Origin of the sequence: Corynebacterium yudongzhengii, from assembly GCF_003065405.1 — a bacterium.
Lineage (GTDB): Bacteria > Actinomycetota > Actinomycetes > Mycobacteriales > Mycobacteriaceae > Corynebacterium > Corynebacterium yudongzhengii.
The window spans coordinates 1,696,733-1,709,701 of record NZ_CP026947.1; the positions used below are offsets into that span (position 1 = coordinate 1,696,733).

Below are 12,969 nucleotides of genomic sequence, written 5' to 3' on the forward strand. Positions count from 1 at the left end.
TGGGAAGGATCTTCAAGTCAGTGGCACCCCGGCTCATCGCCGTCGACATGGACGGCACGCTTCTCGACGACACCGGCCGCATCCCCGACGCCTTCTGGGACATCAACCGGCGGGCACGGGAGGCGGGGTGGTGATCGCGCCGGCCTCTGGACGCCAGCTCGGCACACTCAAGGCGCTGTTTCGCCAGTGCCCGCCGGAGGCCTATATCGCGGAAAACGGCCCGGTGGTCGCACATTGCGACGAGGTGGTCTCCACCACCCCGATCGCCGACGACGACGTCGCCCGCCTCCTTCACGCCGCCAACCAGACCCCGGCGGTGACGGTGGTCTGCCAGCCCGAAGTTGCCTATGTGCGGCCCACCGACGACGAGGCTATCGCCCGCGAGATCGCGAAGTACTACCGCTCGCGCCGCACCGTGTCTGATTTGGGTGAGGCGCTGGGTGGTGGCGTCGTCAAGCTTGCCCTCTATAGCGAGACCGACGTGGAGGAGACCGTCGCGCCCGTGCTGCGTGCTGCCGCGGGTCAGCTGAATGTCTCGGTCTCCGGGGCGCACTGGGTGGACGTGATGAACCCGCAGGCCAACAAGGGTATCGCGCTGAATAACCTCGCCGGCGCGCTCGGAGTGGAACAGGCCGAGACAGCCGCGTTCGGCGACTACTTCAACGACTACGAGCTACTCCAAGCCGCCGGCACCGCCTATGCGATGGCCAACGCGCACCCCGGCATCAAGGAGATCGCCGATCATGTCATCGGCTCGAACGCGGAGCACGCGGTGATCACTGAGTTCGAGAAGATGCTCGGCTAGTCGTTCTTTTTCTTCTTCGCGGCGATCTTGTCGCGCTCTAGCTCGGCGGCATAATCCGGCACGTAGTGGAACTCGCCGCGCGAGGGGCGATCGATCTCATCGTGGACGGTGCGCTCCGGCAGCTCCGGGACGTAAGGCTCCGTGGAGACATAAGGGATCGTGTCGAGGATGTGACGAATCACGTTGATGCGCGAACGCTTCTTGTCCTCGCTTTCCACGATGTACCACGGCGCCGTGATGGTGTCAGTGTGGACGAACATCTCGTCCTTCGCCTTCGAGTAATCGTCCCAGCGGTTGATCGACTCGACATCCATCGGCGAGAGCTTCCAGCGACGCAGGGGGTCATCGACGCGCGAGTGGAAACGCCGCAACTGCTCCTCCGCCGAAACCGAGAACCAGTACTTACGCAGCAGGATCCCGTCCTCGACGAGCATGCGCTCGAAGGTCGGAGCCTGGGCGAGGAAGCGGCGGTATTCGCGGGTGGTGCAGAATCCCATGACGCGCTCGACGCCGGCGCGGTTGTACCAGGAGCGGTCAAAGATGACGATCTCCCCGGCGGTGGGCAGGCGCTCGATGTAGCGCTGGAAGTACCACTGGCCTTTCTCGCGGTCGTTCGGCTTCGGCAGCGCCTCGACGCGGCACTGGCGCGGGTTCAGGTACTGGGTGATGCGACTAATCGCCGAGCCTTTGCCGGCGGCGTCGCGGCCCTCCATCACGAGGACGACGCGGGCGCCCGTCTCGACGACCCACTGCTGCAGATCCACCAGATCCGCCTGCAGACGGCGCAACTCCTTCTCGTAGGCCTTCTTATGCAGCTTCGGTGGCTTGTTATGGCCGGTCTCTCCGGCTTTTTCGGACTTCTTCCCCATAACCATGATGCTACTTGTAGCCCGCCTGCCAGGGAAATGGGGTTTGGGTGGGTTTGGTTCGGTACTCCGAACGCGCGGTCGAAAGGAGTCGGTCCTAAACGAGTCCCGCGAGGTCGAAAGGAACACTCCTTTATATAGGGGTAATTTCGACCAGCGCTATCGCAACACGAGCGCCCGGCCGGGATGTGAGGCGAGCTACCCGACGCCTGGCCACACCAGACCCATCCTTCCCATCAACCTCCCCGGACAATCTTCACGGCCTGCCCGCACCCTCCCGGACATAAAGCGCTACCGCTGGTCGAAAGGAGGTGCCCCTAAAGGAGTCCTCCTTTCGACCGCGCGAAACTCCTTTCTATAGCCCTGCTTTCGACCAGCGCTAGCGCGGCATGAACTCAGCGATCCCAGGCAGCCAACACCACCAGGAGCCGCTAGTCGACCTGGAACTCGGCCATCCGATCCCACTCGGTCTTGCCCTCGATGAGGGTGTTGATAATCTCCGGAGTCTCGGTGAGGATCTCCGGGAACAGCTCCCCGGCGTCCTGGAAGTGCTGGGAGTTGACGTGGGCCTCGGCGGCGTCGTCCTTGAAGCCCTCGACGAGGATGAACAGGCCGTCTTCCTCGGTAGAGCGGTACCAGTCGAAGAACAGGCAGCCGTCCTCGGCGCGGGTCTTCTCGGTGAATTCAGAGACCTTGTCCATGAAGGTCTTGACGTATTCCTTCTTCGGGCGGAACTTCACATTGATCAGAATCATGCCCCCACCCTACCGTTCGAGTTGCTCTCCTAGCTCCAACCAATGCATCTCGAGCTCCTCGTGCTGGACGCGCACGTCGCTGAGCTGGGTATCCAGGCGTTTAAGCTCTTCGTAGTCCGGCTCGGTGGTCGCGGAAGCTTCAGCCATCTCTGCCTCCAGCGCGGCGATTTTCTCGTCGAGCTTCGCCATCTTCCGCTCGGTGGAGTTCATCTTCTTCTGCAGCGCGTGTTCTTCCGCGGAGCTGAGCTTCTTCCCCGAAGAACCAGAAGACTCAGAGGACCCAGAAGAACCAGCCTCGTCGTAGCCGCCCAGATCCACCGGCCCGCTTCCGCCTTCTGCCTGCTTGCGCCGCTCGAGGTATTCCTCGATGCCGCCGGGCAGGTGGGTGAGCTTCCCGTCACCGAATAAGGCGTAGGTGTTATCCGCAATGCGTTCGATGAGGTAGCGGTCGTGTGAGATCACGATGAGCGTGCCCGGCCAGCTGTCCAGCAGCGATTCGAGTTCCTGCAGCGTATCGATGTCGAGGTCGTTGGTGGGCTCGTCGAGAAGCAAGAAGTTCGGCTCCGCCATGAGCACGCGCGTCAGCTGCAGCCGGCGCCGCTCGCCGCCGGAGAGATTGCGGATGAAGTCGCGCTGGCGCTTGGCGTTGAACCCGAGGCGCTCGGCGAGTTGCGAGGCCGTGAGCTCCTTTGTGCCCATCTGGACTCGGCTGGCGACGTCTTCGACGGCGTCGATGAGCCGGCGATCACCGTCGAGGTCGTCGAGTTCCTGGCGCAACCACCCCAGGCGCACTGTCTGGCCTTCGATCCGCCGGCCCGCGGCCAATGCGTGCGCGCCGGCGATGGTGCGCAGCAGCGTCGTCTTGCCGGAGCCGTTGACGCCGACCAGGCCGATGCGCTCGCCCGGCGCGAGTCGCCAGGTCAGGTGATCGACGAGCGTGCGCCCGTCGGGCGAATCGATGCGGGCGTCTTCCAGCTCGACGACCACGTTGCCCTGGCGCTGGCGCGAAAACGCCATGAGCTCGACGGTATCGCGCGGCGGCGGCACGTCCTTGATGAGAGCTTCGGCCGCCTCGACCCGGTAGCGCGGCTTCGAGGTGCGCGCGGGGGCACCGCGGCGCAGCCAGGCCAGCTCCTTGCGGGCCAGGTTCCGACGCCGCTGTTCCATCGCCTCCGCCTGGCGGGCCCGCTCGGCGCGGGCGAAGGTCCAGTCGTTGTAGCCGCCTTCGTAGAAGTCGACAGTGCCGTCGTGCACCTCCCAGGTGCGGTTGGCCACCGTGTCCAAAAACCAGCGGTCGTGGGTGACCACGATGAGCGCGACCTTGCGTGCCAGCAGGTGCTCGGCCAACCACTGCACGCCCTCGACATCGAGGTGGTTGGTCGGCTCGTCCAGAGCGACTAAGTCGAGATCCTGCACGAGGGCCGCGGCGAGGTTGACGCGGCGGCGCTCGCCGCCGGAGAGCGAGCCGACACGGGTATCCAGTCCCAGCTCGACGATGCCTAGGCCGCCGAGCACGTCGCGCACCCGCGCGTTCGAGGCCCACTCGAAGGTCTGCAGGCCCAGCGGTTCGACGACGACGTGGCCGATGGTGGCATCGTCGTCGAGCTCGGCGCGCTGAGTGACCACCGCCAAGCGCAGATCCCCGGTGTGGGTCACGCGCCCGGAATCCGGCGGTTCGATGCCGGACATGACCTCTAAGAGGGTGGTCTTGCCGCCGCCGTTGAGGCCGACGACGCCGATGCGATCGCCGGTCTGCACGCCGAGGCTGACGCCGTCGAGAAGCGTTTTGAGTCCGTAGGACTTAGAGACATTCTCCAGGTTGATGAGGTTCGCCATGGTTATTCGCAGTCTAGTCCGCGCGGGTTGCGCTCACGAGCTCGGCTCCCGGTGCGGGACCGGTTACCGCCATGCCCCTCGTACCGGGATTATCCGCCGCGACAGCCTGCGCGACTTCGTCCGCGGCGTGTGCGTCGGGGCATAAAAACACGCACGTCGGCCCCGACCCGGAGACGAGCCCGGCGAGTGCGCCTTCGGAAACGCCCACCCGCAAGATCTTGCGCAGCTCCGGGCGCAGCGACAGCGCCGCAGCCTGCAAATCGTTGTGCAGCGCGCCGGCGAGTTTCTCGGTATCCCCGGCCGCCAGCGCCTCGGCCACCGGCTGGGTGTCGGGCTCTCGGCACTCGACATCCCCGGCCGCCAGCGCCTCGGCCACCGGCTGGGTGTCGGGCTCTCGGCACTCGACATCCCCGGCGGCACGCATCGCATCCAAACGCTGGAAGACCTCCGGAGTGGACAGCCCCTGCGGCGAGGTCACCACCGCCCAGTGGAACTGACCACGCGTGAGCATCGTGACCAACTCATCTCCCCTACCAGTACCAAAAGCGGTCTGCCCGGCCAGCACGAAGGGCACATCCGCGCCCAGCTGACGGGCCAGCGGATAAAGGCCGCGAGCCCCCAGCGGCTCACGCCCATAGGCGACAGCCAGCCACGCATCGGCCGCCACAAGTGCCGCGGCGGCGTCGGCCGAGCCCCCGGCCATGCCCCCGGCGACGGGAATCTTCTTATCAATGTGGATCTTCACACCCGGAAGCAGGCGGGGCCCATGGCGATCCCGGTAGGCCTGCACGACGAGGCGCACGGCCTGCCAGGCGAGGTTGCCGGCATGGGTGGGTACCTCACCGGGCAGGCGCTTATCGACGCTCAAACCCCGCACCACGTCCTCCCCCGGCGCCGCTTGTTCCGCGACGTTTAAAGACACCTCATCGCGGGCGCTGACGGACTGAAACACCGTGGTCAGATCGTGGTAACCATCGGGGCGTTCGGCGCCGACGGCTAGATACAGGTTGATCTTCGCGTGCACCGTGGCGGCGACGGGCAGGAAAGGATGCGTGCTCATGAGTCGTTCTCTTCGTGGTCGGTGCTCGTGCGGGCGAGGCGGACGAAATCGCTAATGGAAAGCTTCTCGCCGCGCTGGCGTGGATCGATGCCGGCGGCGGCCAGGGCTTCTTCTGCCGCTGGGGCTGAGCCGTAGTGGCCGGCCAGCGCGGCGCGCAGGGTTTTGCGACGCTGGGCGAAAGCGGCGTCGATAAGCGGGAACAACCGGCTGCGAAGTTTTTCGCTGACCTCCCACGAAGCCTTCGGATCCGGTATGTCGATGCGCACCAGCCCGGAGTCGATGTTCGGCGCGGGCCAGAACACGTTGCGCCCGATCGCGCCAGCTTTGCGCACCCGCCCGTAGAAGGCGGCCTTCACGCTGGGCACGCCGTAGATCTTCGATCCCGGCGCGGCGGCCAACCGGTCAGCGACCTCGGCCTGGACCATCACGAGCACCCGGGTGATCGTGGGAAACGTCTGCAAAAAGTGCAGCAACACCGGCACCGAGACGTTATAGGGCAGATTCGCCACCAGGGCGGTGGGGGTATCAATCTCTTCGGCCGCAACCTCTAAGGCGTTGCGGTGGAGCACGGTGAGCTTATCGGCGAGCCCCGCCGCCCGCTCCCGCGCCGTCAGCTCGAGGCGGGCGGCGAGCCTTTCGTCGATCTCCACGGCGGTAACACGGTCGGCGGCCTCCAAAAGCCCGAGGGTCAGGGAACCGAGCCCGGGGCCGATCTCGACGACGTGATCGTCGCGGGAGAGCTCGGCGGCGGCGACGATGCGGCGCACGGTGTTCGGGTCGTGGACAAAGTTCTGGCCCAGCTTCTTCGTGGGCACCACGCCGAGCTCGTCGGCGAGTGCCCGGATATCAGCTGGGCCTAGTAGGTGGGCCTCCGGGTTGGTCATGCTCCCAAAGTACCCGGCGGGCCGGAGGCGTTAGTGCTGCCCCTCGGCGAATTCCTCGACGATCTTGTCGTTGAACGCCGGCAGGTCATCCGGGGTGCGCGAAGACACCAGGCCCTGGTCGCAGTGAACCTCCTCGTCGACCCAGGTCGCACCGGCGTTTCGCAGGTCGGTCTTCAGCGACGGGTAGGAGGTCAGGGTGCGATCGCGCAGCACGTCGGCGTCGGTGAGGATCCAGGCGCCGTGGCAGATGACGCCGAGCGGTTTGTCGGCGCCCACGTGCTTCTTGACGATCTCGACGGCCGCCTCGTCCATGCGGATCTTGTCGGCATTGCCGGTACCGCCCGGCAGGATGATGCCGTGGAAGTCTTCGCCGCGGGCGTCGGCGGTGGTCTTATCGACGCTCACCTCGGTGCCGTTCTTGCCGCTGATGGTGCCGGCCTCGGTGGAGAGGACGACGACGTCGGCACCGGCCTTGCGTACCGCCTCCACCGGGCTGGACAGCTCGGAGTCCTCGAAGCCGTCGGTGGCGATAACTGCGATGGTCTTTCCGTTCAAGTTCTCGGCCATTGTGTGAAACCCCTTTCCGGATCTCTCGAGTGCCTTGTGCTCGCCCAGCATAGGAGCAAGAGAAAAATCCGGCAGAACCACTGTGCACGCGGTGGTTCTTGCCGGATGAAAGCGTCGACTAAGCGCTTTTTAGCGGATGCCCATGGAGGCGGTGCAGGCGGGCCAGGCGCCCCAGCCCTGGCCGGCCTGGACCTTCTCGGCGACGGCGATCTGCTGCTCGCGCGATGCCTGCGCGGCGGTCGGGGCATATGCGGTACCGCCGTAGGCAGCCCAGGTCTGCGGGTGGAACTGCAGGCCGCCGGAGAAACCGTTGCCGGTGTCGATGGACCAGTTGCCGCCGGACTCGCACTGGGCGAGGCGATCCCAGACGCCGCCGTTGGCCACGGCCGGTGCGGGTGCGCCGGTGTTGCCGCCGTGGTCCTGCTCGGCCGCCGGGGTGGCCTGCTCGGAGGTGTCTTCCTCCACCACGCGGGTGCCGCGGGCGATGGTGGTCGGGGTGGCCTCGGTGATCGTCTTCTCGGAGACGACCTCGGTGCCCTCGAGCTCACCGTTGACGTAGGTGGTGCGGGTGAGCACCTGGCGCTCGCCGGGGGTGCCCTCCTCGACGACGCGCTCGGTGCCGGCGTCGGCCTCCGGGTCGTCGACATAGTTGACTGGGGCCTCGATGGCCTCGCGCTCGGAGTCCTCGCTGACATCGACGCGCTCGATGGAGATTTCGGTGTTGGTGGTCAGCGGGGTGTCCAGCGAGGGGCTGACGCGGTCGAAGGAGTCGACGGTCACGCCGCGGGTCTTCAGGACATCGCCGACGGTGCCGGCGGCGATCTCGGTGTAGGTGACGGTGCCGCCGTCGTTGATGGCAACGATCTTCGGGGTGGTCACATCGACCTGCATGCCCTCGGTCAGCGGGGCGTCATAATCCGCGGACACAGCCGAGGACGCCGGAACGTTGCCGAGTTCCTTGACCAAGTCGCCGACGGTGGCGGCCGCCGAGCGCAGGGTCTGCTCGGCGCCGTCGATGGAGACGGCGACCGGCTTGACGGTGTGAACGGTGATGGTGTCGCCGTCGGCAAGCGGCTCGACCGGGGCCGGGGAGACGAGATCGTCCGCGCTGACCTCCACGCCGGCCTTCTCCAGCGCACCGGCGACGTCCTTGGCGTAGGTCGACAGGGCGAGGGTCTCGCCGTTGTAGTCGACCGTGACGTCCTTATCGGAGCCAGCGGCAGCGACGCCGCCGATCGCGAGAGCGCCCAGTGCACCGCCGGCGATCAGGCGTGCCGGGGTGGACTTGGGGGAAACGATGCGGGTGTTGTGCTGTGCCATCTAAGAATTTATTCCAGTTCTCAACTCGACCGGCCCGGGTTGTCGCATCGATTGCTCGGCGCCACCCGGACTCACTGTGATGATTTCTGTGCACACTCTGCGGCATGCGGCTGTTCGTAACAATAAGGTAACGAGCCTCGTTTTTCCAACATTTCGGCGAAAAACTCGACATTAGTGTCACAAAAGTCACCCGTCCCCCAGCCGTCACACCCGGCCTGCACAAACGGCACGAGTGATATTTACCACCCCACGGGGTGTAGAGGTGCTCTTAAAGCCCGTAGACCGTATCGAAGTTCCGGCTTAACTGCGCGGTGAGCTCGGTGACCTCCACACCCCGGGCGGCGGCGACGACCTTCGCGGTGTGCCCGATCAGCGCCGGGGAGTTCTTCGTACCGCGGAAAGGCTCCGGCGTCATATAGGGCGCGTCGGTCTCGATGAGGATCTTCTCCGCCGGGGCGATGCGGGCGGCCTCGCGCAGCTCATCGTTGCGCTTGAAGGTCACATTCCCGGCGAAACTCAGGTAGTAGCCACGCTCGAGCGCCTGCTCAGCAACGGCGAGCGGCGAGGAGAAGCAGTGCAAGATGACATCCTTGGGCTGGGGTGCATCCGCCAGGATCCTCATCAGATCCTCGTCGCCTTCGCGGTTGTGGATCATCAGCGCCTTGCCGGTCTCGCAGGCGAGATCGACGTGGAAACGCAGCGATTCCTCCTGCTGCTCGAGCGAGGCGGTGCGCTCGGGTTCGTGGGTAATCCAGTAGGTGTCGATACCGGCCTCTCCCACCGCCACGCAGCGCTCATCGCTCGCGAGCTCGCGCAGGCGCTCACGGGCGTTATCGTCCAGCTCGTCAGCGCGGGTCGGGTGGATCGCGCACGCCGCGTAGACCGCGTCATGATGCTGCGCGGCCGCGAGTGCCTCCTCGGCCTCCGCCAAACCGTCGCCGACCGTGCAGATCTTTTCCACCCCGGCTTCCTTCGCGCGGGCCACCATGGCGTCGATCTCCTCGCGGCTGCGGGCCCCGGCCGAGGCCAGGTGCGTGTGAGCGTCGATGAGTCCGGCAATGGTTTCCGCAGGTACGGGCGTGGGACGCGGCTTCTTTTTCGACATGGTTCCCCACTGTAACTCAGTGGCCTATCCTGGTGGGCATGCTGATTCGAGACGCAGTCGACGGCGATGTCGCCCAACTGACGGAGATCAACAAATGGGCGGTGGAAAACACCCTCGCCAGCTTCGCCCGCGATCCGGATGACGAGGAACAAAGGCGCGCCTGGCTCAAGGGCAGGCAGCAGAAGGGACTGCCCGTGTTGGTCGCCGAAGGCGACGACGGGGAGTTCCTCGGCTACTCGTCCTACGCCCAGTTCCGGGAGGCCTCCGGGTATCGCCACACGATGGAGCACTCCATCTACGTCAATCCCCACATCCACGCCAAGGGGGTGGGCTCCGCGCTCCTGACCGCCCTGGTCGAGCGCGCCCGGCAGGCCAAGAACGTCAAGGTCTTGATCGGGTTCATCGAGGCCACCAACGAGGCCTCGCTCGCGCTGCACAAGAAGGTCGGCTTCTGGGAGGTCGGCACGCTCACCGGCGTCGGCTACAAGTTCGGCAAGCCCCTGGATGTCACGATCATGCAGATCGACGTCCACTCCCCCGAAGCCGCCGAGACCCCGCGCCGGAGCTCCGCCAAGCAGCTCTAACGGCGATACCTCTAGCGGCGGGCGAGCTCGTCGTCGACAAAAAAGCGCCGCGCCGCGCGGGCACCGACCAGCCCCTGGATCACCGAGGCGATAATCAACGCGATGATGATGCCGGCCCAGTTCGGGGCCTGCGGGGTGTAGACCGCGCCGACGATCAGGGGACCGACCATCGGGAAGAGATAGCCGACCGGCTGGACGAATCCGGACAGCCGGGCGGTGACCTCCGGCTCCCGCGAGCGCGCCACGATCAGGGCGAGCGCGCCGGGAAACGCCCAGCCACCTAAGCCCAGAATGGCCGACCAGATGAGCGTGCCGCTCGTCGGCGCTAAAAGGATCCCGAGATAGCCGATCACGGCGAAGCCCGCGATCGCCAGGATGTACGGCGCCAGCGAGGCCACCTTATCGATCAGCGGCGGCATGACGATGCCACCGAGGATGTTCATAGCGCCGACCACGGCCAGAGCGATCGAGGCCTTAGCCTGGCTGGTTCCGGCGTCGATGAGGATCTGGGGCAGAAAGCCCATCTGGATGTAGGCGTTCATCGACTGCAGGCCGAAGAAGACCATGAGGAAGATCGCCGTCGGCGAGCTGAACAGCGACGCCGGGCGGCGTTTCTTCTTGCCGGGCTCTGCCTCCGGCTGCTGAGCGGAGTCCGGGAAGTCGAAGCCGGTGCGCAGCGCGACGATGGCCCAGACCGCTACCTGGGCGATCGCGATCCACACCCAGAAGAACAGGGCGTGGCGCCAGCCGTCGTCGCCGTCGACAAAGAGCGCGCTCAAGGGCCCCACCGCGCCGGAGGCTCCCAGCAACGTCGTATTCAACGTCATGAGCGTGACGATGTTGCGCCCGCCGTGCAGCTTGATCCAGGCGGGCAGCAACACGTTCGACAACGCGATGCCCGCGACGACGAACGCCGTCAGCGCCATGAACGGCCACGCGGAGTTCACCCACGGGCGGAAGGCGGTGCCGATGAGCGTCATCGCCATGCCGAGCCACAGGGTGCGCGACAGGCCCACCCGGCGCGCGATCGGGACGGCGGATAAGCCCATCACCGCGAAGAAGGCGCCCGGCATCGCGGTAATGATGCCGGCTAGATTGCCGGAGGCGTTGAAGGAGGCGAGGACGTCACCGAGCACGGGGCCTAGGCCCGCGATGCCGGCGCGCAGATTCATCGCCGCGGTGATGACCGCGACGAACACGAGCGCGACAGGAAGGTAGCGCTTCGTAGCCACTAGTGCACCGGGGCCCACTCGGGGCCGGTCTCGGCGAGTTCGAGATCCAGCTTGGTCACCAGCGGCTTCGGCTTGGCCAGCTCGGTGCCGGGTCTCACCTCGACGCGCTCCCACACCGCCTGCTGCTGGGTGTAATCGCCGGTGATGATGGCATAGGAACGGTGAGCTTCCGGCAGGCCGACGCCGACGGGCTCCTCCGGGGAGTCGTCGGTGACCTCGCGGACCTCGGGCATCGCGGCCCACACCCCGTCGCGCCCCAGCGTTTCGTGGACGGCCTGGGCCATCTTCGGAAGGTAGGGGGTGAGCATGACGTTGCAATCGCTGACCACCTGGAGGGCGGTCCACAAAACCGTCGCCAAGCGATCGCGCTGTGCGTCATCCTTCGCGAGCTTCCAGGGCTCCTGCTCGGCGATATACGCGTTCGCCTCGCCGACGACGCGCATGGCGGCGTTGATGCCGTTTTTGAACTTTGCCGCGGCGAGGAAACCGGCGACCTCGTCGAGGGATGCCTTCGCCAGATCCAGCAGGCGACGATCGGAATCCTCGAGCTCGCCCGGGGTGGGCACGGCGCCGTAGTTCTTGTACGCCATGGACACGGTGCGGTTGACCAGGTTGCCCCAGCCGTTGGCGAGCTCGTTGTTGATGCGGCGGACGAACTCGTCCCAGGTGAAGTCGGTGTCCGTGGTCTCCGGGCCGGCAACGCTGATGAAGTAGCGCAGGGCGTCGGGGCCGAAGTCGCGCAGGAAGTCCTTGACGTAGATGACCACGCCCTTCGAGGAGGAGAACTTCGAGCCACTCATGGTGAGAAACTCCGAGGAGACGACCTCGGTGGGCAGGTTCAGCTCGCCGTAGCGATGCTTCTGGCCGCCGTGGGCGCCCTTGCCGGCATAGCCCAAAAGCTCGCCGGGCCAGATCTGGGAGTGGAACGTGATGTTGTCCTTGCCCATGAAGTAATAGCCCGGGGTATCGGGATCCTGCCAGAACTTGCGCCAGGCCTCCGGGTCGCCGGAGCGATGCGCCCACTCGATGGAGGCGGACAGATAGCCCACCACCGCGTCGAACCAGACGTAGAGCTTCTTCGCCCCGTTGTCCTGCCAGCCCTCGACGGGGATGGGAATGCCCCAGTCGATGTCGCGGGTCATGGCGCGCGGGCGTAGGTCCTCGAGCAGGTTGAGCGAGAACTTCAGCACGTTCGGGCGCCAGTCGGTGCGGGTTTCCAGCCAGGACTTCAGGGCCTCGGCGAGTGCTGGGAGGTCCAGAAGGAAGTGCTCGGTCTCGACGAACTTCGGGGTCTCGCCGTTGATCTTCGAGACGGGGTTGATCAGATCCGCCGGGTCGAGCTGGTTGCCGCAGTCATCGCACTGATCGCCGCGGGCGCCGTCGGCGTGGCAGATGGGGCACTCGCCCTCGATGTAGCGATCCGGCAGGGTGCGCCCGGTCGACGGGGAGATCGCGCCCAAGGTGGTCTGGCGGATCATGTAGCCGTTGTCGTAGAGACCGCGGAAGAGCTCCTGGACCACGGCGTAGTGGTTGCGCGTGGTGGTGCGGGTAAAGAGGTCATAGGACAGGCACAGCCCGGCCAGGTCCTCGACGATCTGGCGGCTGTAGCGATCCGCCATCTCGGTCACCGGCACGCCCTCCTTGTCGGCCTGCACCAAAAGTGGGGTGCCGTGCTCGTCGGTACCCGAGATCATCAGCACGTCGCGACCCTGCATGCGCTGGAAGCGGGCGAAGACGTCGGAGGGGACGCCGAAGCCGGCGACGTGTCCGATGTGGCGGGGGCCGTTGGCATAGGGCCACGCCACGCACACGAGTACGGGGTTGGTGGTGTCAGGCTCAGTCATGGCCACCAGCTTAATTTAGCCGGCCCCCGGGGCAACCGACGGCCCCGGAAGGAAGGACAAGAGATGAGAAAACCGCCGCCCCCTTCAACGGGATGCGGCGGTTATGTAGCG

13 protein-coding genes are annotated in these 12,969 nt (G+C 66.0%); 3 read left to right on the plus strand and 10 right to left on the minus strand.

The window, feature by feature from the left end; translation table 11 throughout:
- The first annotated feature begins 20 nt into the window (after nucleotides 1–20).
- Nucleotides 21–134 (plus strand): HAD hydrolase family protein, encoded by a 114-nt coding sequence (locus C3B44_RS12130; protein WP_328588283.1) that lies wholly within the window; start codon nucleotides 21–23, stop codon nucleotides 132–134.
- Nucleotides 128–805: an HAD-IIB family hydrolase gene (locus C3B44_RS07885; RefSeq protein ID WP_341458499.1), complete on the plus strand. Its 678-nt coding sequence runs from the start codon at nucleotides 128–130 to the stop codon at nucleotides 803–805. The genes C3B44_RS12130 and C3B44_RS07885 overlap by 7 nt, the downstream gene beginning before the upstream one ends.
- Here the strand turns inward: C3B44_RS07885 and ppk2 are convergent.
- The 8 genes from ppk2 to C3B44_RS07925 form a co-directional block, all read right to left on the minus strand.
- Nucleotides 802–1,674, minus strand: a complete 873-nt coding sequence (gene ppk2 / locus C3B44_RS07890; RefSeq protein WP_108431896.1) for a polyphosphate kinase 2 — start codon at nucleotides 1,672–1,674, stop codon at nucleotides 802–804. The two genes, C3B44_RS07885 and ppk2, sit on opposite strands and share 4 nt — an antisense overlap.
- A gap of 428 nt (nucleotides 1,675–2,102) precedes the next feature.
- Complete coding sequence (locus tag C3B44_RS07895) at nucleotides 2,103–2,426, minus strand: putative quinol monooxygenase (RefSeq protein WP_108431897.1); 324 nt, start codon at nucleotides 2,424–2,426, stop codon at nucleotides 2,103–2,105.
- A 9-nt stretch (nucleotides 2,427–2,435) separates the two neighbouring features.
- Entirely contained in the window at nucleotides 2,436–4,262 is a 1,827-nt protein-coding gene (locus C3B44_RS07900) for an ABC-F family ATP-binding cassette domain-containing protein (RefSeq protein ID WP_108431898.1), read from the minus strand.
- Between the two features lie 13 nt (nucleotides 4,263–4,275).
- The gene (locus tag C3B44_RS07905; protein WP_108431899.1) at nucleotides 4,276–5,322 is read right to left on the minus strand and encodes a 4-(cytidine 5'-diphospho)-2-C-methyl-D-erythritol kinase; all 1,047 of its coding nucleotides are present in this window, start codon (nucleotides 5,320–5,322) and stop codon (nucleotides 4,276–4,278) included.
- On the minus strand, nucleotides 5,319–6,206 hold the full coding sequence (rsmA, locus tag C3B44_RS07910) for a 16S rRNA (adenine(1518)-N(6)/adenine(1519)-N(6))-dimethyltransferase RsmA (RefSeq protein WP_108431900.1): 888 nt from the start codon (nucleotides 6,204–6,206) through the stop codon (nucleotides 5,319–5,321). The genes C3B44_RS07905 and rsmA overlap by 4 nt, the downstream gene beginning before the upstream one ends.
- Before the next feature lie 30 nt (nucleotides 6,207–6,236).
- Complete coding sequence (locus C3B44_RS07915; RefSeq protein WP_108431901.1) at nucleotides 6,237–6,773, minus strand: type 1 glutamine amidotransferase domain-containing protein; 537 nt, start codon at nucleotides 6,771–6,773, stop codon at nucleotides 6,237–6,239.
- 129 nt (nucleotides 6,774–6,902) lie between these two features.
- On the minus strand, nucleotides 6,903–8,093 hold the full coding sequence (locus C3B44_RS07920; RefSeq protein WP_108431902.1) for a resuscitation-promoting factor: 1,191 nt from the start codon (nucleotides 8,091–8,093) through the stop codon (nucleotides 6,903–6,905).
- A gap of 268 nt (nucleotides 8,094–8,361) precedes the next feature.
- Nucleotides 8,362–9,198: a TatD family hydrolase gene (locus C3B44_RS07925; protein ID WP_108431903.1), complete on the minus strand. Its 837-nt coding sequence runs from the start codon at nucleotides 9,196–9,198 to the stop codon at nucleotides 8,362–8,364.
- Nucleotides 9,199–9,236: 38 nt separating this feature from the next.
- Here C3B44_RS07925 and C3B44_RS07930 point away from each other — a divergent pair, with 38 nt between their 5' ends.
- Complete coding sequence (locus C3B44_RS07930) at nucleotides 9,237–9,782, plus strand: GNAT family N-acetyltransferase (RefSeq protein WP_108432616.1); 546 nt, start codon at nucleotides 9,237–9,239, stop codon at nucleotides 9,780–9,782.
- Nucleotides 9,783–9,793: 11 nt separating this feature from the next.
- Here C3B44_RS07930 and C3B44_RS07935 read toward each other — a convergent pair whose 3' ends face one another.
- Together C3B44_RS07935 and metG are read right to left on the minus strand one after the other, a co-directional pair.
- Entirely contained in the window at nucleotides 9,794–11,014 is a 1,221-nt protein-coding gene (locus tag C3B44_RS07935) for an MFS transporter (RefSeq protein WP_235840415.1), read from the minus strand.
- Nucleotides 11,014–12,858 (minus strand): methionine--tRNA ligase, encoded by a 1,845-nt coding sequence (gene metG / locus C3B44_RS07940; RefSeq protein ID WP_108431904.1) that lies wholly within the window; start codon nucleotides 12,856–12,858, stop codon nucleotides 11,014–11,016. Before metG ends, C3B44_RS07935 begins: the two co-directional genes overlap by 1 nt.
- Nucleotides 12,859–12,969 lie beyond the last annotated feature (111 nt).

What these genes read in the sequence shown, in the direction of transcription:
- ppk2 (WP_108431896.1), bottom strand. Translation starts at nt 1,674, where the DNA reads ATGGGGAAGAAGTCCGAAAAAGCCGGAGAGACCGGCCATAACAAGCCA.
- C3B44_RS07895 (WP_108431897.1), bottom strand. Translation starts at nt 2,426, where the DNA reads ATGATTCTGATCAATGTGAAGTTCCGCCCGAAGAAGGAATACGTCAAG.
- C3B44_RS07900 (WP_108431898.1), bottom strand. Translation starts at nt 4,262, where the DNA reads ATGGCGAACCTCATCAACCTGGAGAATGTCTCTAAGTCCTACGGACTC.
- C3B44_RS07905 (WP_108431899.1), bottom strand. Translation starts at nt 5,322, where the DNA reads ATGAGCACGCATCCTTTCCTGCCCGTCGCCGCCACGGTGCACGCGAAG.
- rsmA (WP_108431900.1), bottom strand. Translation starts at nt 6,206, where the DNA reads ATGACCAACCCGGAGGCCCACCTACTAGGCCCAGCTGATATCCGGGCA.
- C3B44_RS07915 (WP_108431901.1), bottom strand. Translation starts at nt 6,773, where the DNA reads ATGGCCGAGAACTTGAACGGAAAGACCATCGCAGTTATCGCCACCGAC.
- C3B44_RS07920 (WP_108431902.1), bottom strand. Translation starts at nt 8,093, where the DNA reads ATGGCACAGCACAACACCCGCATCGTTTCCCCCAAGTCCACCCCGGCA.
- C3B44_RS07925 (WP_108431903.1), bottom strand. Translation starts at nt 9,198, where the DNA reads ATGTCGAAAAAGAAGCCGCGTCCCACGCCCGTACCTGCGGAAACCATT.
- C3B44_RS07930 (WP_108432616.1), top strand. Translation starts at nt 9,237, where the DNA reads ATGCTGATTCGAGACGCAGTCGACGGCGATGTCGCCCAACTGACGGAG.
- metG (WP_108431904.1), bottom strand. Translation starts at nt 12,858, where the DNA reads ATGACTGAGCCTGACACCACCAACCCCGTACTCGTGTGCGTGGCGTGG.